The following is a 21918-nucleotide window of genomic DNA, read 5'->3' as shown; positions in this document are numbered from 1 at the left end:
GTAGAAATCTATGCTGAAATTTTAACAAAATCAAACAGATTGCTGTAAATAGATTCCCGAACTTTATACAAAGTATAAAACTAATGAAACTGACTACCATATTATTTTACTTGCTGTTAGTGCCAGCATTGTGCATGGCGCAAAATGCAGAGCGTGTTCTTGTAAAGGGATATATTACCGCCCCCGTTGGTGATATGGTTGAGGGAATTCATGTATATAATATTTCGTCTCAAAAAGGAACGATTACAGATGCCAACGGTGAATTTGAATTGGAAATGGCAATCAATGAAAGATTGGAAGTAACCTCCTTGCAATACGTTGGTTTCAAAGTAATTGTTGATGAAGGAATAATCAAAAATAGACAGGTGCGTATTTATTTAAATCCCATGGTCAATGAACTCAAGGAGGTCATTATTAGGCCTTACGACCTCTCTGGTAATATTTCCGTCGATGTGGGTAAAATAGATACTTTCAATCCCAACGCAGGCTGGGATTTGTCCTATGAAAATCTGGAATTTGGCTACGAATTTGCGCCAGATGGAGTCACAGCTATCCAAGGTAATGTCGCTGAAAACGCCCTGCATAATGGCCAGCAACAATATGGTGGTAATTTATTGGGAGGCTTGGGACTTTTAAAAAATCTTATCTTCGGAAAATCTAAAAAGAAGAAATCTCCAGCACAAGAACAAAAAGAAAGTGATCTAATAGCTAACGGAATTAGAGGCCGATTTACCAATCAGTTTTTGAAGGACCATTATAAAATTCCTTCAGAATTAGCAAATGATTTTGTGTATTATGTACAAGAAAGTGGCATTCCGCCCACGTATTTAAAACCCGAAAATGAATTGGTGCTTTTAGATTATTTAACCACCCAAAGTAAAAAATACCTCAAAGAAATTGAAGAATAAATACAGTCTGTTTTTTAGTTGCCTTTTCGCAACATTTTCTATGTTGGCACAACAAGAGCTAATCAAAGGTCAATTAACAAATACAGTGGACGTAGAAGGCATAGAAATCACGAATGAAACTTCGGGCTCCAGTGCTTTTACAGATGCAAATGGTGCTTTTGAAATCGAAGCCGATAAGTTTGATGTTTTAAAATTTTCCGCAGTAAATTATTACACCTTTAGGTATACCGTTTCTCGAAACAACTACACAAGCAGAACGATGGAAGTCACACTCGAGCTTATTTTGAACGAGCTGGATGAAGTAGATCTTAGTAAGAATAAAACCGTGATCAATACAGATGACCTTGCCAAGGATGTTGATTTGTCTTATGAGGAATTAATGTTTCAATACACATCTAATTTCAATTCAGATGTCGGTATTAGTGGAACGGCGGCAGATAATGCTTACTACAACGGGCAAACTCAAAACGGATTAGACCTAATTGGAGGAGCTAAATTGATCAAGTATCTTCTTTTTGGGAAACCCGAAAAAAATAAGACGGCAGAGCAATTATTAAGAGAAAAGGAGTTTATCGCTAAAGAAATTAGAAACAGATTTACAAATGAATTTTTGATAGAAAATTATAGTATTCCTGAAGAATATATTGCTGATTTCATTTTTTATCTTCAAGATCAAGGTATTCCCCTAGATTATTTTGACCCTAAAAACGAATTATTACTGCTTCAATTTGTAAAGGAGAAGAGCGATCATTACAAAGAAAAAAATAAAAGTAAATAGCTGTCAATAAACTCGTATCTTTTCATAACCAAAAAAATCAATTATGAAAAAGGCATGTTTATTATTAATAGCTATTGTTATTAGCACCTCTGCACTTGCACAAACAGTGGAGCGAAAGACTATAAAGGGGACCATCGTTGCGCCCGAGGATGATAAAATTGAAGGTGTGCATATTTATAATGTTTCATCTCACGAAGGTGTGATTACAGATAGTGACGGTGTTTTTAGATTAGATATGGCTGTAAATGATAGATTGCAGGTAACATGTCTTCAATATGTAACATTTACATTAATTGTGCAACAGAGCATCATCGATGAAAAACATTTTTCTATCACATTGAATCCATTGATCAATGAACTGGAAGAAGTATTCATAAAAACATATAATCTTTCGGGAGATTTAACCATCGACGTTGATAAAATAAAAACAACCAATTTTAGAGATTTTGACTTGTCTTATGAAACACTAGAGTTTAAATATGACTTTGATACAGACGCAACAACAGAAGTATCAGGAAATGCTGCTAAATACGCATACTACAGTGGTCAATATAGGGAAGGAGCAAATTTAATTGGTGGAGTTAATTTACTAACAAGGTTAATTTTTGGTAATCCTATAGCTCCTGCCTTGCAAAATGAGTCACAAAAAGAATATGTGGAAACTTACAATAAATTGAGCGAAAAATTTACTAATGAATTTATTACAGCCCATTATAAAATACCTGCGGAACGCGTTGCAGATTTTGTTTATTTTGTTCACGAGAGTGATTTTGAAACATCATATTTAGAGCCTGAAAATGAATTACTATTACTTAATTATTTGGTTGAAAAAAGCGAGGAATATCTCGCTAATATTCCCTAATAGAAATATTTTTTTCCTGTTTCTCTTGATGGGAAATTTTGTGTATGCCCAACAAGTAATTATTAAAGGAAAGTTACTCAACGAAACTGACGTTGAAGCTGTCCAAGTGTACAATACAACATCGAGGTTCAACACCACTACAGACCAGAACGGAAACTTTGAAATAGAAGCGTTTAAAAATGACACCCTTGTTTTTTCGGCAGTTAACTATTACACGCGTAGGGCGGTGATTACCGACGAAAATTATAATTATAAAAATATAGATGTCACGCTCGTTCCCATTTTAAATGAGCTCGACGAAGTCTATATAGGCCACAGGTTAACGGGTGATTTGGCGAAAGACATTAAAAACGTAAAAACTGAAGATCTATTTAATTTTGACGACGTAGGAATACCCGGTTTTAAAGGAAAACCAGAAGAAAAAATTGTTCCCGTCATGGGCGGTGTAATTACTCCCACGAGTGTAAATATAGAAGCATTATATAAATACCTTTCGGGGTATTATAAAAATTTAAAATTACTTCGGAAATGGCAATCACAAGATGCTGCCGTAGCAAATATTTTACATGGATATATGCCAGGTTTGCTAGAAGATGCTTTTAAGATTCCTGAAAATCGCGCCTTCGATTTTGTGTTGTTTTGCGTTGAAACTACAACTCTCGAAAACGAATTTAAAAATGAGAACTACGAACTTGTTTTGGATATATTTCAGAAAAAAGCCCCAGAATATTTAGAAGGATTGATAATGGAATAGCAATATTCTTTAATCTTTAAATTTCCGAAGTCTTAAAATGTAGAAAGGAATAATTTTTGTACCATTGCCAAAATCGAGACAACTAAAGTCTTATTTTAATTATGAAATTTTTAAAAATCCTAATTTTCGTTTGTAGCTTCGCTTTATTTACATCTTTTACTGCGCATAAATTTTACGTAAGCATCACTAAAATTGAATATATAAAAGAAAAACAGTCGCTGCAGATTATCACTCAGATTTTTACTGATGACCTTGAAGATGCACTTTCAGAGCGGTATGGAAGAGCGGTCCATTTAGACTCTCCAAAAGAGACTGAGGCCGACGTGGAATTGTTTAAAAAATATGTATTGGATAGGCTCACTGTTCTTGTAAACGCAAAGCCCGTAACGTATAAATTTATTGGTCATAAATATGACATCGACCAAGTGAAGGCTTATATTGAAGTGACAGGTATTCCTACGCTGGAATCCATCGAAATTGAAAATACTATTTTAATGGATAAATTTGAAAGCCAGCAAAATATTATTCATTTAAAAACATCAAAATCGAGACGAAGCCTCGTCCTTGAAAAAGAAAATCCTAAAGGATTGTTAAATTTTGAATAATCGCAGAAACTACCTGATATAAACCCCTATTTTTAACGAAATATTAATAAACCCCTTTTTATCAATGAAAGCAGTTAAATTATTATCATTCTTGATGTTATTAACATCCGTTGGAATGATGCACGCACAAGAGGAAAAAACAGAACGCAAACCAGGTCATACCAACGAGAACAGGTTTAAGCAACTCTATACTGAGTTTTCTACGCCCAACCAATATCGTTCAGCAAATGGTGCTCCAGGACCTAATTATTATCAGCAACAGGCAGATTATAAAATGGACATCCGCCTAGATGATGAGACCTCAAGAATTTACGGTACTGAAACAATTACCTATACGAATAACTCGCCAGATGTTTTAGAATATCTATGGGTACAATTAGATCAAAACGTTCGTGCAAAAGATTCTAAATCTCCATTGATAGAACCTAGCGGTGCTGTTCCTGCACAACAGGCGAGTAGCTTTGTTAATAGTTACATGGGTGAAAAATTTGATGGTGGTTTCAAAATAGACTATGTGAAGGATACAAAAGGAAATAATTTAAAGTACACAGTAAATCGTACGATGATGCGTATTGATATTCCTGAGGCAATGCAACCGGGCGATGAATACTCATTTAATATAAAATGGTGGTATAACATTGTAGACCATACTATTGATAGAGCAAGAAGTGGATATGAAGTTTTTGATGATGGTAACAAAGGATACGTGATTGCTCAGTTTTACCCACGTATGGCTGTTTATAATGATGTTGAAGGATGGCAGAATAGTCAATTTTGGGGTCGTGATGAGTTTGCGTTACCCTTTGGTGATTTTGAAGTTAACATCACTGTGCCTGCAGATCACACAATGGATGCAACGGGCGTATTGACAAACAGAAAAGATATTTTTTCAAAAGAAATGATGAACCGTTACGAACGCGCTAAAAAGTCTTACGACAAGCCAGTAATTATCGTAACGCAAGAAGAAGCCGAAGCTGCATCAAAAGGATTTAGCAAAGACACAAAAACGTGGAAATTTAAAGCTGAAAACGTACGTGATTATGGGTTTGCAACCTCTAGAAGATATATATGGGATATGATGGCTGTAAAAATGGGCGATAGAGATGTAATGGCAGTTTCAGTATATCCTCCAGAGGGAAATCCGTTATGGGAAGATTATTCAACTAAAGTGGTTGCGAGTACATTAAAGTCATATTCAAGAATGAGTTTTGACTATCCGTACCACAAAGCGATTTCTGTTCACGCAAAACAACAAGGAATGGAATACCCTATGATTTGTTGGAATTACGGACGTCCAGAAAAAGATGGAACGTATAGCGAAAGAACTAAATACGGAATGATGAGTGTGATTATTCACGAAGTTGGTCATAACTACTTCCCAATGATTGTAAATAGTGACGAACGCCAATGGACTTGGATGGACGAAGGTTTAAATACGTTTGTACAATATGTCGCCGAGCAGGATTTTGGCGAATGGTACCCAGAAGCAATTGCACCAAACAAAGCATATCCATCGCGTCGTGGTCCAGCTAAAAATATTGTAAGCTACATGGCAGGTGATCAAGATTTTATAGCGCCAATTATGACAAAAGGACTTAACACATATAATTTTGGAGCAAACGCCTATTCAAAACCAGCAACGGGATTGAATATTTTGAGAGAAACGATTATGGGTAGAGAGTTATTTGACTATGCGTTTAAAACGTATTCACAAAGATGGATGTTCAAGCACCCAACCCCAGAAGATTTCTTTAGAACGATGGAAGACGCTTCTGCGGTTGACTTAGATTGGTTTTGGAGAGCATGGTTTTACACTACAGATTATACAGACATTGGTGTAAAAAATGTTGAAACATTTTATGTAACATCAAAAATGACAAAAGAGGTAAAAGAAATGATGGAAGCTCGTGGAATGAGTGAAAGCGATTTGCCACCATTGGTATATTTGGTAAAAGAAGGAAGTGATGACTACGATGAAAGTATGAAATCTGCAACATTGAACGATGTGACTACTCTCCAATCATATATCATGGATAATTTAACCCCAGCACAACGCGCAAACTTAAGACAGCCTAAATATTTTTACGATGTTACTTTTGAAAAACCAGGTGGAATTCCAATGCCTATTATCGTTGAATTTACATACAGTGACGGCACTACAAAAAGAGAAACCTATCCAGCCCAAATTTGGAGAAAGAATGACGCTGAGGTAAGCATTACAGTTCCTTCAGAAATGGAAATAAAAAAAATAATGGTAGATCCAGACGAAGAAACTGCTGATATTGACACTACTAATAATGCATGGCCAAAGCGTAAAAAATTAGGAGAGTTCGATAATTTTAAGAACGAGCAAAAGAACTAGTATGTTTTCTTCGGAAATATATAACACCAAAGCCCGTTGCCATTGCAGCGGGTTTTTTGATTGAACTAATTGTCCGAATGAGCGCAGTCGAAACCTACAGCAAATAAATACCTAGTAAAATGGAATATTAAACATTTAATATAAAATCCAAATTTCTAAATTCAGAATTAATATTTCATACTTGTAAATCATAAATTCAATACCTTTGTACCATGGCAATGCAACCACATTTATTATTTATCAGCGGGGCAGAAATAGCATTCATTCTATTTTTAGTACTCCTCATTTTTGGTGCAGATAAAATTCCTGAAATCGCGCGCGGTCTCGGTAAAGGAATGCGCCAAATCAAAGACGCCACAAACGATATTAAAAGCGAAATCACAAAAACTGCAGAAAAGCAAGGATTGGATTTGGATATCACTAAAGACGTGCGCAAAGAAATTGATGCCGTTAAAGATGACATTGAAGAATTTGGAGGTTCAGTAAAGCGTAAGTTTTAATGCTACAAACCTTAAAAGATTGGGATAGAGATTTATTTGTTTGGCTCAACAGCTTGGGTATAGAAGACCATGATGGCTTTTGGATTTTTGCCACTCAAATCGAAAATTGGACAGCACTGTATATTTTTTTCTTTGGTATTATTCTATATTATCTAAAACCCAAAAAAGGAGCCATTACTATCCTCTTTTTATTGGCAACTTTTTTTTTGACGTTGGGACTAACAGATTTGACCAAAAATTACATTGCAAGATTACGCCCCAATAACGTAGAGGCACTGAGTGAGCTCATTCGTATTTTACAAAAGCCTACTAATTACAGTTTTTTTTCTGGGCATGCCTCCACCAGTTTTTCAATAGTAACATTTGTTGTGCTGGCTTTAAAACAATTTAACAAGTGGATTTATCTTGCATATCTGTGGCCTCTTATTTTTGTAATGAGTCGTATTTATGTGGGCGTTCACTACCCAAGTGATATTTTTGTTGGTGCCGCTGTGGGGACTTCAATAGCATTTTTTGGCTATTGGACGTGCCAAAAAACAATAGAAAAGTTTGTAAATAAAGAGTGATTATTTCACTCGACTAATCGTCAACCCATCTCTTATAGGCAATAACACGGTTTCAAGTTTTGGGTGTTCATTGAGCAATTTGTTGTAGGCTAAAATGGCTTTTGTGTCTTCGTCTTTTTCGTTGAGAGGTTCCACCACTTTACCACTCCACAATACATTGTCACTCAAAATAACTGAGCCTTTTTGTAGCTTCGGAAATATTAGATCCAAGTATTTTGGGTAGTTAATTTTATCTGCGTCGATAAATACGAGGTCAAATGTGCAATCTATTTCAGAAATAATATTTAAAGCATTCCCCGTATATTGAAAGATTTGATTTCCGAAGCCAGATTTATCAAAATATTTACGTTGTAAATCGTGTAACTCTTCGTTAATATCAATGGTATGCAATATTCCTTTTTGTTGCATTCCCTCAGCCAAACACAATGCGGAGTAGCCGGTGTATGTGCCAATTTCTAAAATACATTTGGGATTGATAAGTTTAGAAATCATACTCAAAAACCGTCCTTGATAGTGCCCGCTGGACATTCTTGGAGCGAGCACTTTACGCCAAGTTTCACGAGTTAAATCTTCCAATAACTCAGGTTCGGGTTGCGAATGGTTTACCGCGTATTCGTCTATATTTTCTGGGAGGAAGTGCACTTTTTTAGTTAATGGGCTATGAGCTATGAGAAATGATTTTTTACCGTTATTGTTTAAAGATTTTTATTTACCTAAAATCCTATTCACCAATTTTTCTTTAGCCACTTCGTCATCACCACACAACCACTGTATCACGTTGTCTTCCCAAATAGCATCACATTGTGTTTCGTTTAGAATATCACGTTTTTTGGCAAGGTCAAGAATTTTACCTGGATACGACGATTGTTTTTCGCTCTCCATTTCTCCCAAGGGGTACGGGTCATCAAGTCCCATTACAATTTGTTTCGTTCCTTGGTTTTTTACTAATAATTCGAGTCCGCCGGTATCGTGAACCAAGGTGTCAAAGAATATGTTTTTATGTCCTACGGCTTTTCTCGGGTGGGTTTTACCTTCAAATAAATCTGGACGTCCATCAAATCCTTGAATTCTGCGACCTAAATTCATCTGTGCTAATTGTCCACCATGCGCAAAACAAGTCCGCATGTTTGGATATTTATCTGCGTAGCCATTTAAAGTCAAAAAGTGGTATGCATCCGCGCATTGTGCAAGCATCCATATTAAATGAAAACGCCAAGAGGTGTTTTCTAATTTTATAAATTTTTCCCCATCGTATGGATGAATTTCAACAGCCAAATTGTATTTACTTGCCATTTCAAAGATAGGTTCATTTTCTTCGTCAAAAATGCAACGCCAAGTCCCAATGGTATCCATATAGTGCGTTGGCAGACAAAGAAGCTGCATTCCCAGTTCTTCAACACAACGTTCAATTTCCCACATGGCACCGCGCACAAATCCAGGATGCACTACGAAACCAGTGGTAAATTTGGATGGATTTTCGCGCTGTACTTTTGCATTAAAATCATTCTGAAATCGTAATGCTTGTTTCATCTCTTCTACGCGCAGCCCATTTCCGTAGAGCTGAGAAAGATTGAGTACCACGGCGTGATCAATCTTATAGCGTTCCATCCAAGCCAACTTTTCATCCAAGAAAAAACTGGAATCTGTCACAGGACGACTCCAATCTTTTTGCAACATAAATTTACGATCCTTATCGACCCAGAAAATCCCCTTGTCTTTCATGAATTGGGGGATTTCTTCAGGGTAGGGAAGAAGGTGAGAGTGACCGTTAATTCTGAGTTTTCTATGTTCCATTGGTGGTTATGTTGATACGATAAAGTTACAATTCTTTTTTAGTCGTGGTTCAAAACGCTTGGATTCTTTTAAAGACTTTTAGTTCTTCCGCCGTCAACGGGAAGATTAATTCCATTGATATAACTCGCCGAAGGACTTGCCAAAAATGCAATCGCATAAGCAATCTCTTCGGGTTCAGCAAAGCGTTTTGCTGGTACTACATTTTGCATCATCTTGTTTGCCTCATCAAAAGTGCCGTCTATTTTTTTCGCTACATTGTGTAAAATCGCATCAAGACGTTCTGTTGCAGTGGCTCCCGGTAATACATTGTTTACTGTAATTCCGAACGGTCCCATTTCAGTAGCTAATGTTTTACTCCAATTTGCAACCGCACCACGAATGGTATTGCTCACCCCAAGCCCTTCAATAGGTTGCTTCACAGATGTCGAAATAACATTTATAATGCGACCATAACCAGCTTTTTTCATTCCTGGAATCACGGCTTGTGCAAGTATGTGATTGCATTTTAAATGTTGTGTAAATGCCGCTTCAAATTCAGAAATTTCCGCAGAAAAAATAGGGCCTGCTTTGGGTCCTCCTGTGTTGTTCAATAAAATATGAAAGTCTTTATTTGCGGTAGCTTTTGCTAAAGTTTCTTTCAATGTTTTAAAATCACTAAAATCTGCAACCAAGTAATCGTGCGTTTGTCCATTGTCTGTAGATAGTGATTCTAGCACCGTATTTAACTTATCCTCGTTACGAGCTACAAGGGTAATTGAAGCTCCCAAATTTGCTAATTCATGTGCTGTTGCTTTACCTATTCCTGCGCTACTTCCGCAGACTAACGCATTTTTACCTTTTAAATCTAGTTTCATATTTGCTTTTCCGGTCGAGCGCAGTCGAGACCTAATTTAATAGTAAGAATTTAAAAAGACCTCTCGAGCGCTCTGCGCGGTATTCATAAAATTAAGCAAAATTAATTTTTCAAATAGTGCTCGAGGGGATCTAATATTTTTCAATTTTCGTAGGTTATACAAACATTCTTCGCCTCAGTAAAAAACTTCAATGCTTCAAATCCGCCTTCGCGACCTACTCCACTTTCTTTAACCCCACCAAAGGGCGTTCTTAAATCTCTATTGAGCCATGTGTTTACCCACACGATTCCAGCTTCCAACTTCTTTGATAATCGCATCGTACGATTGAGGTTGTTGGTCCACAGCGTTGCAGACAACCCATATTTTACATCGTTTGCCATGGCTAAAGCTTCAGCTTCAGTTTCAAAAGGCATGAGTGTCACCACGGGACCAAAAATTTCTTCTTGGTTCACTCGGCAATTATTGTCTTTTATTTCAATTATAGTCGGTTGTAAATAATAGCCATTTTCTAGATTTTTTACTTCTACTCTATTTCCGCCGAAAAGTATAACACCGCCTTCCTCTTGTGCTATTTTAATATAGCTTTCCACTTTTTCTAAATGGGATTTAGAAACTAAAGCACCAATATTTGTTTTGGCATCTTTAGGGTTTCCAACTTTTAATTCTGAAACTTTGGCCACAAAATCCTTTTTGAATTTTTCAAAAATAGACGCTTCGATATAAATTCTACTTCCGCAGAGACAAATTTGACCTTGATTTGCAAACGAAGATTTAAGCGTTACCGAAAGCATTTTATCATAATCGCAATCGGCAAAAATAAGATTGGGGTTTTTTCCTCCCAGTTCTAAAGATAGTTTTTTAAACATAGGCGCGGCCGTTCTCGCGATATGCGCTCCTGTCGCCGTCCCTCCGGTAAATGAAATGGCTTTAATTTGAGGATGCTCAACGATGGCTTGACCTGTTTCTGGACCTGTGCCGTGGACGATGTTTAAAACACCTTTTGGCAGGCCTGCTTGGGTTAAAATTTCCCCTAAGAGAAAAGCCGTCAATGGAGTTACTTCACTGGGTTTTGCTACCACACAATTACCTGCAGCGATGGCTGGAGCGATTTTCCAAGTAAATAGATACAAAGGTAAGTTCCATGGCGAAATACATCCCACAACACCTATGGGTTGGCGCAAGGTGTAGTTCATTGTGTTCATCCCCACGCTCTCGTGCGCTTCGCTTGCAAACTGCGTAATTGCATTCCCAAAAAACCGAAAATTTGATGAAGCCCTCGGAATATCCACTGCCTTTGCCAAGCTCAATGGTTTGCCATTGTCTTTTGATTCGGCTGCTGCTAATGTGTCTAAATTTTGTTCTATTAAATCGGCAATTCTAATCAATATTTTACTTCGCTCGTCAATGGTTGTGTTGCTCCACTCGGGAAATGCTTTTGCAGCTGCTCTGTATGCATTTTCAACATCGGCTTTTTTTGACTTTGCTATTTTTGAATATACTTCACCATTACTGGGGTTGTAATTATCCAGCCAATCATTTTCTATTGGGTCAATATAATCTCCGTCAATGTAGTTTTTTAAGTATTGCATAAGATAGGTGCTATTTTAGAAGCCTATTCTGATAGAGGTTTATAAGCCGTAACCTTGATTTCAATAACCAAGTGTGGGTGCGGCAATTGGTGTACCGCTACCGTAGTTCTCGCAGGTCCTGTTTCTTTTTTGAAGAATTCTCCATATACTTCATTATAGCCACCAAAGTCGTTCATATTTACTAAAAAGCTACTCACATCAACAACATCTTCCATGGTAGCGTTTTCGGTCGCTAAAACGTCTTTTATATTATTGAGCACAGCTCTCGTTTGCTCTTTGATGTCAAGGAAAATAGTTCCCATTTCATCAATTTTATTGGCGCCTGCGATTGTGTTATCTGCCAATCGCGAACTTGTCCCGCTCACAAATAAAAAATCTCCTGCGCGTTTAATGTGAGGATATGCGCCACGTGGCGTTGCTTTTCCTTCTACTAATTTGCTTTTTGTTGCCATGTTTACTATTATAAATTTCCAACTACTGCGTCATCGTGAAGTGCTTCAGTAGTTTCTTTTTTTACTAATTTGAATTTTTCGGCTAGTTCCATGCTGTCAGGAAGTCTACCGTCGTTTAGCAAATTCAAAATAACTTTGTCCTGCACGCGACCTCTTGTCATTGCTTCGTGATAGGTAATGTCTTCATTAAAAGTAACTAATGAATATTTGCTGAAGTACTCCATAGGGAATTGAGATTCAAAAGCCATTTCCAACTTTCTTTTTTGTTGAAATAATGGGGTTGCCGTGAGTTCTTTCATTTCGCGGAAATTATCGACAGCCAAGTCTGCAATGGCATCGGTGTCTTTTTTCCGGGTCATTTCGTACGCATGGAAAATTGTTTTCCAGTCGTTTTCTTCGGAAGTTTTGCTGTCGTGTTTGTTTAAAATTTCATCAAAAACAACCACATCTTCAAAACTCGCGTTCATTCCCTGTCCATAAAACGGAACTATCGCGTGAGCGCTATCGCCTAATAAACAGGCTTTTCCAAAGCTACTCCATGGCGAACATTTAATAGTGCCCAAAGGTCCTGTAGGGTTATCAAAAAATTCCTCGACCAAATTCGGCATCAATGCTACTGCATCTGGGTATTCTGTTTCAAAATAAGCCATCACCATTTCAGGTGTGGTGAGAGTGTCAAAACAATAATCACTGTTTGAATACGGTGCAAAAAGCGTTACCGTAAAACTGCCATCTAAATTGGGTAATGCAATCAACATATCTTCGCCGCGAGGCCAAATATGAAGCGCTCCTTTTTCAGTACGATATCCTCCATTTTCTGTGGCAGGAATTGTAATTTCTTTATAACCGTGCGTCAACCAATTTTGAGAAAAACTAAACAAGAAATTTCTATCGTTGAACATGGCTTTACGAACCACAGAGCCAGCTCCGTCTGTTCCCAAAATAACATCTGCTTTGTAGGTTATTTCTTCTTTGGTATTGTAATCTTTAAACGTAGCAACGGCATTTTCGAGGTCTACTTTTGTACATCCTTTGTTGAAAATTATTTCAACATTCGGCATTGCTTCGGCAGCATCGAGTAAGAGCATATTCAATCCAGGTCTTGAAATTGAATTGATATATTCATTTTCGCGACCACTATAATTGCTCATAAAAGTATTGCCTTGCTTGTCGTGAATCATTCTACCGAGCATTGGGATACATAATTTGAGTGCTTCTTCTTCAACGCCAGCAAGACGCAAGCCTTTAAGACCGCGATCACTTAATGCCAAATTGATAGAACGACCCGCATCTTGCGTTACATCTCTCAAATCTGGGCGTTTTTCAACAAGTTGTACTTGATAGCCACGTTGTGCCATGCGTAATGCAAGCAAACTTCCGCAGAGCCCTGCGCCTATGATTAGTATTTTTTGATTTTTATTCTCCATTTTTTTGTTGTTGGAATCAAGCCTCGATCACGCTCTTTCCTTTTAAATCATGAATTAGGACAGGCTTTGGTTTTTTGAGTCCCTATTATAATACTTTTTTTAATCTCTCTACAAATTCAAAAACATCTTCATAACTATTATACAAGGGTGCCGGGGCAACTCTAATTACATCTGGTTCTCTCCAATCGCTAATGACGCCCGCTTTAGTAAGTTGTGTATGTAATGCTTTATCAGCACTTTTTACTTGGATGCTCAATTGGCAACCGCGTTCTTCTTTATTTCTTGGAGTAATTATATTGATGTTATCATCGTTTAATTCATCGAGCAAAAACTCTAAATATCCTGTGAGTTTTTCACTCTTTGTTCTAATGTTTTCGAATCCTGCTTTTTCAAATACATCGAGACTCGATCTAATTGCTGCCATTGACAATATTGGAGGGTTGCTCAATTGCCAACCTTCGGCGCCCGATAATGGGTCAAATTCATGCCGCATGTTAAAGCGAGTTTTCTTGTTATGACCCCACCAGCCTGCAAAACGATTTAATTTTTCGTTGTCGGCATGTCGCTCATGAACAAAACACCCACCCAAACTTCCTGGGCCGCTATTTAAATATTTGTACGTACACCATACTGCGAAATCTGCGCTTACCTCGTGTAAATTAGGCTGGATATTTCCTGCGCCGTGCGCAAGGTCAAAACCGACCATGCACTTGTGTTTATGACCGAGTTCGGTAATTTTTTTTAGTGGGAAATGTTGCCCGCTGTAATAATTTGTGCTGCCAATCATCAATAAAGCAATCTCATCTCCTTGATTTTCCATGATTGTTTGCAAGTCTTCAAAACGACAAAGTTCTTCACCCTCTCGTGGTTTCCAAAGAATTAATCCTTCTTTGGGGTCGTGACCATGAAATTTTAACTGACTTTCCATTGCGTATTTATCACTTGGAAAAGCATCACTTTCAACTACGATTTTATATTTTTTTGCGGTGGGCTGGTAAAATGAAACCATCATTAAATGGAGGTTTGTTGTCAACGTGTTCATTATGACTACTTCGGTTGGTTTTGCGCCCACAATTTTTGCCATACTCTCGGCTAAAAATTCGTGATAGGGTAGCCATGGATGTTTTGCATCTGTGTGTCCTTCCACACCATGCTTTGCCCAATCTTTTAATTCTGCCGTGATGTATTCTTGCGTTTGCAGCGGTTGTAATCCCAGCGAATTTCCGCAGAGATACACTAGTTCATTTCCATCTTTATCTGTGGGAAGTAAAAATTGTTTTCTGAAATGTGCCAACGGGTCTTCACGGTCACATTGTTGAGCAAAAGCTAAATTATTTTGATACATTGATAGTTGTTAAAAGCGAGATTTATTTAAAATGTGGAATCAGTCAACCGAAATATCGGTAAAGAAAAATTTAAAACTTCCTGCTTCGTTCTTATGCATTTTTGCAATTTTGAGTCCGTTGTAATCTTCATATTCTTCCCACGTTGTAATCATTGAAGGAGCAATAGTGTCCCCATTTCTATACACCCATTCTCGCACCATAAAATCTTTATCGTAATAAAAATCGTAAGCATCTCCGGGCGTATAGCCGCCTTCGTTTCCGTAGGTAATGGTTATCATGTTTAACGTGTCTTTTGAAATAGGTGCAACGGTATTTTGTTGTTCTTTAAAAGTTGTTCCTTCATCCCAAACCAAATTATAAGGAGCTAACAGCCAATATTTGTCATTGATAAATGCCGCGTCTTGTTGTTTAAAGGCTTCATCGAGATTATTTCGGTTAAAGGATACGGTGTCTTTTGCAGTCATCATGGTAACGTCGTTTGATTTCGGTTTCCAAGACCAAGAACGCATGCCTACTGGTTTGTCGTTACTGGTAACGTTAAAGGTAAAATTGATGGTGTTCACGTCTTTCCATTTTTCGAATCCGTTTTTATACGCAATGGTTTCAGCAGTTGTGAGGACATTGTTTTTGTCAGTTTCGGGAATTGAATCATCATTTTGATTTGTTGAAGCATTCTCTTTACAGGCGGTAAAAGCCGAAATGAATACCAATAAAATAGTTAGTTTTTGCATGGCAGATTTAGTTTCCCGTAAAAATAATGAATTACATTGCTATATTTACATTCAACCTTTTAAAATATACAGATGACAAAAGTAAATTTAATGGCAAATGGGCCTTTGATTGTAATTGGAGAGCATACCGTAACGCATCCCGATGGAAGTACGGAAGTAAAAGAGGCAAGAGCGTCATATTGTCGCTGTGGAAAGAGTAGTAATTTGCCTTTTTGCGATGGAAGACATAAAGGCGAATAAATTCTGAAATATGTCTTAAATACAATTGATTTATTTTTGTCACATTTCCGAAGCATAAAAAAAATCCCTTTCAAATGAATGAAAGGGATTTTTATTTATAAATTTTTATATTTAATCTACTGCGTCTTCAACATCATCTGCAACGTCTTCGATTTTATCTCCAACAGATTCTTTTTCTCTACAGCTAGTGAAGCTTGCACTTAACATTCCCACTGCGAATAATACTAAAATTACTTTTTTCATAATATGTGTTTTTAAATTTAAGGGTTGATTTTATAATCTTCTTCCGGTTAATAGTTTATAAATAACTAGAATTACTACTAGAACTAATAAAATGTGGATTAAGCTTCCAATTCCTGGAAATGCGAAATACCCAACGAGCCATCCTATAATTAAAATTACAACGATAAGCCAAACTAAATCTCTCATGGTTTTTTTGTTTTATTGATTAGATAAAACGAAAGTATGTTTATTTCAATAAATGTAGATTTAGTTTAACGATATTTAACCTTATTCGTTAATTTATTACCAATATGATTTTATTTAGTTAACAATTGTGTGTTTTGAGTTAAGATTCGGTTTTAAAGAATTAAAAATATTATGTATTTAAAAATCATCTGGATTTTCAATAATCAAAGCTGCTCTTTCTTTCAACGCTGAAATATCCTCGGCAGTTTTTTTATTTAGAAGATTCATCATCATTGCCATTCTATTATTGCCTTTGAAATGTTCGCGCTTATCGTCAAGAAAATTCCAATAAAGACTATTGAAAGGGCAGGCGTTTTCTTCGGTTTTAAGTTTGACGTTGTAATGACAACTGCCACAATAATTGCTCATTTTATTAATGTAACTCCCGCTGGAAACGTAGGGTTTTGTGGCAATGATTCCTCCGTCTGCAAATTGCGACATGCCTCTAGTGTTTGTTATTTCGACCCACTCAATGGCATCAATATAAATACCTAAATACCATTGGTCTACTTCATCTGGATGAATTTGTGCGAGCAGAGCAAAGTTGCCCGTCACCATTAACCGCTGAATATGATGCGCATACGCATAATCAAGACTTTGTTTAATGGCATGGTGGAGGCAATTCATTTTTGTGTTTGCCGTCCAATAGAAATCAGGGAGTTTATTTGTGTTTTCTAGTTTGTTGAGGGAGGCATATTCTGGCATTTTCATCCAGTACATACCGCGCATATATTCTCGCCAGCCTAAAATTTGACGCACAAATCCTTCTACTTGTGTGATCTCGATGGTTTCACTATTGGCTCTCCAATGCGCAATTACCGAATCAATCACCTCTTTTGGGCTCAGCATTTTACTATTCATTGCAAAGCTTAGTCGTGAATGAAATAAAAATGCATGCTCGGTATATAGCGCGTCCTGATAATCGCCAAAATGAACTAACAAATGCTCGCAAAAATAGTTGAGGACATTAAGCGATTGTTCGCGAGTTGTGGGCCAGTCAAATTGGTCAGCATTAATAAACCCTATTGTTTTAACACCGGCATTCTCTATTTCTTTGATGGTTTGCTTCACATCATTTTCAAAAACTAGTGGTGGTGGGATTGGGTGTTCCCCTTTATATTTATTGCGATTGCTGTGGTCAAAATTCCATTTTCCTCCTTCGGGGTCTTTTGGGGTGGTCATCATGATATCATATTTTTTTCGCATATCGCGGTAAAAATATTCCATGGTATATTGTTTTTTTCCTTCGTAAAAATTTTCAATATCGGTACGTGAGGTCAAAAAGTGCTCTGTGTCAATTGCTGAAATTTTAAGTGTTTTCGATTTCTCTTTAAAATCTTTTAACTGCTTGTCCAGTCTATATTCGTCAGGGAGCTGATATTCAAAATGAGTGATTTTATGTTGTTCAGCTAAGTTATTAATATTTTCTATAATGTCTTGTGTGTTTTCTGAAGTGTCTAGTTTGTAATAAATAACTGTATGTCCTTCACTTTTCAACCAGCTGGCAAAATTTCGCATGCTCTCAAAGAAAGCGACCACTTTTTGAATATGGTGCGTAGTGTAATCTGTTTCTTGGCGCATTTCAGCCATAAAATAAATAACATCTTCAATGGGGTCATTGTACCACGAATGTTGCTGGTTAAGTTGGTCGCCTAAAATGAGTCTTAATATTTTCATCATTTAAATAATTATGTCCACAAATCAATAAAAGCGCCATCTGGGTCATACATGCTCGCCTGTCTTTCAATATTAAATTTTCTTTCTCTGGGGTCATTGCCAACTCCTGCGTTGTACATCCAATTGCCCCAATTGCTATGTACATCAAAATCTATGAGCATGCTCTCAAAATAACTGGCGCATATACGCCAATCTTGCGCTTGCTCTTTCGCCCAAAAGCTCGCAACGTTTTGTCTACCTCGATTGCTCATCCATCCCGTTGCGGCAATTTCTTTCATGTTTGCGTTGACAAATGGATATTTAGTTTTGCCATTTATCCATTGCTCTTTTTTTGCTTCGGAAGTTCCCCAATCGTACTCCCTATTTAAAATCCCACCAATTTTAAAAATAGCATCGCCATGTTTTAAGGAAACGTATTTGAAAAAGTCTCTCCAAATCAATTCAAAAATCATCCAATAGGTGTCTTGGTTTTTTTTTACTTCTTTTTCAAACTTTTTCACTTCCCAATAAATCTGCCTTGGTGAAATGCTCGCATTTGCCAACCACGCCGAAAATTTTGAACTATAATCTGTACCAATTAATCCGTTGCGAGTTTGTTTGTAGGTTGCAATTTTTTGAGAATCCCAAATGTATTCTTGAATTCTTTTAAGTCCAGCAGTTTCTCCTCCTTTAAATGGGAATGCTGTGCGCTTGTCTTTTTTTGGTTTTTTTAAGCCGAGGTCTTCGATTGTTGGGATTTGTGTTTTTTGAGAGGAAGTTTCAACTGCTTTCAACCGGATATCATTAATATTTCTTACCGAACTATATTTTTCACATTTTTTTCTGAACTCGGTAAAGACTTTCGGGATTATAGAAAAATCATCGTAAGGAATATCGTCTGGGTGGAATAGAAATTGGTCGTAGGTTTCTTCAATCCTTATTTCTTCGGAAATAGCAGTTTTTAGGTTATTGAATACTTTCATTTCTTCTGCTGCCCATTCTTTTTGGCAGAAAATTGTGTCGATATTTATTTCAGAAATAAGCCCTGGTATTGCTATTTCAGGTTTCTCAAAATAGACATGCAGCGCTATGTTTATTTCGGCGAGATTTTTCCGAAGGTCTTCAACTGTTTCGATTAAAAATTGGGCACGAAAAGCTCCGGTCTTTTTAAAACCGAAGGCTGTTTCCTTAAAATGTCGTGGATCAAAGCAGTACACAGCGGTTACTTGTGTAGCATTTTTACAGGCTTTTTGAAGGCTCTCGTTGTCTTTAACTCTTAAATCATTTCTAAACCAAACTAAATTATGCATTTATCTTTTTGTTTTTTCGGCAGCGCTCGCTGCAATATTTTACTTCCTCCCAATTGCGTTCCCATTTTTTTCGCCATGAAAACGATAGTCCACAGGTCGCGCATATTTTTTCGGGCAGATTTGTTTTTTTGTGCGCCATTATTTTTTTGGTCTAGCGTATTCAAAACGCGCTAATAATTGTGGCAATGCGTAGCCATCAAGTCCATTAATGGCAACTGTTTCTGCTTTTTCTAAATTGAGAAATCCGTCGTCTTCGAGAATGCCTTCAGCAATATAAAGATGTTCAATGCTCCCTATAATCAAGAGACAACCGTTCTCTTTTATGTCGTAATGGTTGACGTAGTTGCAACCCATTGAAATTTTGGCTTTGCCAATATAAGGCGCAAAAAATCCATCTTTATAGTCGGGCTCAAATTGTGTTTTGTCAAATTCTGAAATATCGCCATCATATTTTGCGCTCGTGTGGTGCGCATCTTCAATACCATTTTTGTGAATGTGGTTTACCGTGAACACTCCGGTTTTTGTCAAATTATCAAACGTATTGCGAGGCACCGTCGTGGGACGTAAAATGAAACCCAATAAGGGCGGATTGCTCCCCAAATGAATCACGCTGCTAAAAATCCCGATGTTCGTAATCCCATCCTTGGAGCGCGTTGCAATCAAGTTTGCGCTCTTATATCCCGTGCAACTATTTATGAGATTGATGCAGTAGATTTTTTCTAATTCGGAAATGTGACTGGCGTTAAAATATTTCATCTGTTAAAGATAAAATTTCGTTCAAGGTTTTTTCTTAAAAATTAGACAAAATTCTTTAGAAAAGATGTCCGCTTGAGTGCAGTCGAAACCTCTTTCTAAATCTCTCCCAAGGGAATATTTTTAGCTCCTTTCCCTTGAGGGAAAGGTTGGGATAGGGTGTTTAACTATAATTTCAATAAAAAATCCACATAATTCCAAAACAGTACCATTAAATTTATCCAAATCAATTAGCCATGAATCTGATATAAATATCAAAATTTAATTTTTCGATTATATTGTAGAAAAAAAACTCATGGATTTACAAAAAGCATTTAACACCAACAGAGAGACTTGGAATAAAAAAGTAGCGGTGCATGCTGCGAGTGACTTTTATGCGATGGAAGCTTTTAAAAGAGGAGTTTCCACGTTAAATAGATTTGAGTTGGATGCCTTAGGCGATGTAGAAGGAAAATCGTTGTTGCATTTGCAATGTCACTTTGGGCAAGATACCATGAGTTGGAGTAGGCGGGGAGCCAAGTGTACCGGAGTTGATATTAGTGAAGAAGGAGTGAAGTTAGCAAGGAAGTTGAACGAAGAATTACAATTGGACGCTCAATTTGTTTGCTGTAATGTGCTGGATACTTCGCGGCATATTTCAGAAGAAAAATTTGATATTATTTTTACAAGCTATGGCACAATAGGGTGGTTGCCAGATTTAAAACCTTGGGCTGAGATGATTGCAGAGCGTTTAAAACCTGGCGGATTTTTCTATATCATCGATTTTCATCCCATTGCTTGGATGTATGATTACACGGTGAATCCTCCCACAATGAAATACGGCTACCAACAACAGGAAGTGATTTATGAAGAGCAAGACGGCACGTATGCTGATGGCAATTCAAAAATAAGAAGTAAAGAATATGGCTGGAATCATGGCTTGGGAGAGGTTATTACTTGCCTTGTAAAAGCTGGTTTAAAAATTGAATACCTCAATGAATATGAGGAATCGCCCTATGACATATTCCCCAACTTAATCACAAATAAAAATGGGATGTATGAATTGGATGGTGGATTATATCCATTGTTATTTGAGGTGAAGGCGATAAAATAGTAAAAAAAATCCGGAACAATTGTTCCGGATTTTTTTATCTAATGCTCGTTGTGCATCGCACCCTCTTTTATCAATTCAGGATATTTTTTCTGAAATTTCTTTAATCTAGGGACAGATACATTTCTAATATATCCTTGGTCTGGATGAAGTCTTTCGTAGTCTTGATGATACGCTTCACCCTCCCAAAATTTTTCAAAAGGCAATACCTGTGCTGCTACTTTTCCTTCGCCCACTTCTTTTTCTAGTTCGGCAATTTTGTTGTCAATGATATTCTTTTGTTCGTCATTTTGGTAGAAAATGATAGAACGATATTGAGATCCATAATCTGGACCTTGACCATTTACTTGAGTAATATTTTGTGAACCAAAATATACATCAACGAGTGTCTTAAAACTCACAACGCTGGGGTCATAAATAATTTCTACAGCTTCTGCGTGTCCTGTTCTTCCTGTGTTGCTTGCTTCATATGTTGGGTTTTCGGTATGTCCACCACTATAACCAGAAATAGACTCTTCAACTCCTTTTACGCTTTCATAAATAGCTTCCACGCACCAAAAGCATCCACTGGCAAAATAGGCTTTCGCCATTCCATTTTGCATTGGGACTTCAACGGGTTCCACATTTTGCTGTGCCATTGCTTCCTTTTCTTTGTTTGATTTGTTGGAGGATTGACAGGCTGCTGGTATTGATAATAAAAATACTGCGGCAAGTGCTATGGTAATTCGTTTCATAATGGATTTGTTTTTTTCTAAGTCGGTAAAATGTCTTGTACATTTCCGAAGTATAACTAAAGTATTGTTAAAGTTATTTCAGCAATGAATTTAAAAAGAAAAGCCTTCACATTATGTGAAGGCTTTGTTATAATTTGAA

General features: G+C 37.0%; 25 protein-coding genes. 10 read left to right on the top strand and 15 right to left on the bottom strand.

Annotation, left to right across the window (positions count from 1 at the left end):
• Positions 1-83 precede the first annotated feature (83 nt).
• The 8 genes from ACSHW7_RS13980 (at position 84) to ACSHW7_RS13945 (ending at position 7335) form a co-directional block, all read left to right on the top strand.
• Complete coding sequence (locus ACSHW7_RS13980; RefSeq protein ID WP_435679988.1) at positions 84-908, top strand: hypothetical protein; 825 nt, start codon at positions 84-86, stop codon at positions 906-908.
• A gap of 40 nt (positions 909-948) precedes the next feature.
• The gene (locus ACSHW7_RS13975) at positions 949-1686 is read left to right on the top strand and encodes a hypothetical protein (RefSeq protein WP_435679987.1); all 738 of its coding nucleotides are present in this window, start codon (positions 949-951) and stop codon (positions 1684-1686) included.
• Positions 1687-1729: 43 nt separating this feature from the next.
• Complete coding sequence (locus ACSHW7_RS13970) at positions 1730-2548, top strand: carboxypeptidase-like regulatory domain-containing protein (protein WP_435679986.1); 819 nt, start codon at positions 1730-1732, stop codon at positions 2546-2548.
• Between the two features lie 28 nt (positions 2549-2576).
• The gene (locus tag ACSHW7_RS13965) at positions 2577-3302 is read left to right on the top strand and encodes a carboxypeptidase-like regulatory domain-containing protein (RefSeq protein WP_435679985.1); all 726 of its coding nucleotides are present in this window, start codon (positions 2577-2579) and stop codon (positions 3300-3302) included.
• Positions 3303-3403: 101 nt separating this feature from the next.
• Positions 3404-3907 carry a DUF6702 family protein gene (locus ACSHW7_RS13960; protein ID WP_435679984.1) on the top strand — a complete coding sequence of 168 codons (504 nt, stop codon included), beginning with the start codon at positions 3404-3406 and terminating at the stop codon, positions 3905-3907.
• 64 nt (positions 3908-3971) lie between these two features.
• Entirely contained in the window at positions 3972-6269 is a 2298-nt protein-coding gene (locus ACSHW7_RS13955; RefSeq protein ID WP_435679983.1) for a M1 family metallopeptidase, read from the top strand.
• 212 nt (positions 6270-6481) lie between these two features.
• Positions 6482-6769: a Sec-independent protein translocase subunit TatA/TatB gene (locus ACSHW7_RS13950; RefSeq protein WP_435679982.1), complete on the top strand. Its 288-nt coding sequence runs from the start codon at positions 6482-6484 to the stop codon at positions 6767-6769.
• On the top strand, positions 6769-7335 hold the full coding sequence (locus ACSHW7_RS13945) for a phosphatase PAP2 family protein (protein WP_435679981.1): 567 nt from the start codon (positions 6769-6771) through the stop codon (positions 7333-7335). Before ACSHW7_RS13950 ends, ACSHW7_RS13945 begins: the two co-directional genes overlap by 1 nt.
• On the opposite strand, the gene ACSHW7_RS13940 is transcribed toward ACSHW7_RS13945, so the two are convergent.
• From ACSHW7_RS13940 to ACSHW7_RS13905, 8 genes are all read right to left on the bottom strand, one after another.
• On the bottom strand, positions 7336-7977 hold the full coding sequence (locus ACSHW7_RS13940) for an O-methyltransferase (RefSeq protein WP_435679980.1): 642 nt from the start codon (positions 7975-7977) through the stop codon (positions 7336-7338). It lies immediately after the preceding gene.
• A 63-nt stretch (positions 7978-8040) separates the two neighbouring features.
• Entirely contained in the window at positions 8041-9129 is a 1089-nt protein-coding gene (locus tag ACSHW7_RS13935) for an amidohydrolase family protein (protein WP_435679979.1), read from the bottom strand.
• Between the two features lie 68 nt (positions 9130-9197).
• Positions 9198-9983: an SDR family oxidoreductase gene (locus tag ACSHW7_RS13930; RefSeq protein ID WP_435679978.1), complete on the bottom strand. Its 786-nt coding sequence runs from the start codon at positions 9981-9983 to the stop codon at positions 9198-9200.
• Positions 9984-10123: 140 nt separating this feature from the next.
• Positions 10124-11572 (bottom strand): aldehyde dehydrogenase, encoded by a 1449-nt coding sequence (locus tag ACSHW7_RS13925; RefSeq protein ID WP_435679977.1) that lies wholly within the window; start codon positions 11570-11572, stop codon positions 10124-10126.
• 23 nt (positions 11573-11595) lie between these two features.
• Positions 11596-12024, bottom strand: coding sequence for a RidA family protein (locus ACSHW7_RS13920; protein ID WP_435679976.1), 429 nt, complete (start codon positions 12022-12024; stop codon positions 11596-11598).
• A gap of 8 nt (positions 12025-12032) precedes the next feature.
• A complete protein-coding gene (locus ACSHW7_RS13915; RefSeq protein ID WP_435679975.1) occupies positions 12033-13451 on the bottom strand; it encodes an FAD-dependent oxidoreductase in 1419 nt (472 codons plus the stop codon).
• A gap of 85 nt (positions 13452-13536) precedes the next feature.
• Complete coding sequence (kynU, locus tag ACSHW7_RS13910; RefSeq protein WP_435679974.1) at positions 13537-14796, bottom strand: kynureninase; 1260 nt, start codon at positions 14794-14796, stop codon at positions 13537-13539.
• A 39-nt stretch (positions 14797-14835) separates the two neighbouring features.
• On the bottom strand, positions 14836-15528 hold the full coding sequence (locus tag ACSHW7_RS13905) for a hypothetical protein (protein WP_435679973.1): 693 nt from the start codon (positions 15526-15528) through the stop codon (positions 14836-14838).
• A gap of 72 nt (positions 15529-15600) precedes the next feature.
• Between ACSHW7_RS13905 and ACSHW7_RS13900 the strand changes: the two genes are divergently transcribed.
• The gene (locus ACSHW7_RS13900) at positions 15601-15768 is read left to right on the top strand and encodes a CDGSH iron-sulfur domain-containing protein (RefSeq protein ID WP_435679972.1); all 168 of its coding nucleotides are present in this window, start codon (positions 15601-15603) and stop codon (positions 15766-15768) included.
• Between the two features lie 111 nt (positions 15769-15879).
• On the opposite strand, the gene ACSHW7_RS13895 is transcribed toward ACSHW7_RS13900, so the two are convergent.
• From ACSHW7_RS13895 to ACSHW7_RS13870, 6 genes are all read right to left on the bottom strand, one after another.
• Positions 15880-16011, bottom strand: coding sequence for a hypothetical protein (locus tag ACSHW7_RS13895; RefSeq protein ID WP_435679971.1), 132 nt, complete (start codon positions 16009-16011; stop codon positions 15880-15882).
• 30 nt (positions 16012-16041) lie between these two features.
• Positions 16042-16197 (bottom strand): lmo0937 family membrane protein, encoded by a 156-nt coding sequence (locus ACSHW7_RS13890; protein ID WP_435679970.1) that lies wholly within the window; start codon positions 16195-16197, stop codon positions 16042-16044.
• 177 nt (positions 16198-16374) lie between these two features.
• A complete protein-coding gene (locus tag ACSHW7_RS13885; protein ID WP_435680042.1) occupies positions 16375-17913 on the bottom strand; it encodes a cryptochrome/photolyase family protein in 1539 nt (512 codons plus the stop codon).
• A gap of 11 nt (positions 17914-17924) precedes the next feature.
• A complete protein-coding gene (locus ACSHW7_RS13880) occupies positions 17925-19202 on the bottom strand; it encodes a DASH family cryptochrome (protein WP_435679969.1) in 1278 nt (425 codons plus the stop codon).
• Entirely contained in the window at positions 19195-19341 is a 147-nt protein-coding gene (locus tag ACSHW7_RS13875; protein ID WP_435679968.1) for a DUF2256 domain-containing protein, read from the bottom strand. Before ACSHW7_RS13875 ends, ACSHW7_RS13880 begins: the two co-directional genes overlap by 8 nt.
• Complete coding sequence (locus ACSHW7_RS13870) at positions 19341-19958, bottom strand: flavin reductase family protein (RefSeq protein WP_435679967.1); 618 nt, start codon at positions 19956-19958, stop codon at positions 19341-19343. The genes ACSHW7_RS13875 and ACSHW7_RS13870 overlap by 1 nt, the downstream gene beginning before the upstream one ends.
• A 292-nt stretch (positions 19959-20250) precedes the next feature.
• Here ACSHW7_RS13870 and ACSHW7_RS13865 point away from each other — a divergent pair, with 292 nt between their 5' ends.
• Complete coding sequence (locus ACSHW7_RS13865; RefSeq protein ID WP_435679966.1) at positions 20251-21048, top strand: class I SAM-dependent methyltransferase; 798 nt, start codon at positions 20251-20253, stop codon at positions 21046-21048.
• A gap of 38 nt (positions 21049-21086) precedes the next feature.
• Here ACSHW7_RS13865 and msrA read toward each other — a convergent pair whose 3' ends face one another.
• Positions 21087-21779, bottom strand: coding sequence for a peptide-methionine (S)-S-oxide reductase MsrA (gene msrA / locus ACSHW7_RS13860; protein ID WP_435679965.1), 693 nt, complete (start codon positions 21777-21779; stop codon positions 21087-21089).
• Positions 21780-21918 lie beyond the last annotated feature (139 nt).

The organism is Patiriisocius sp., assembly GCF_051252435.1.
Lineage (GTDB): Bacteria > Bacteroidota > Bacteroidia > Flavobacteriales > Flavobacteriaceae > Patiriisocius.
Note: the sequence above shows the minus strand (reverse complement) of the source record. Positions and strands in the feature narration are given on the sequence as shown.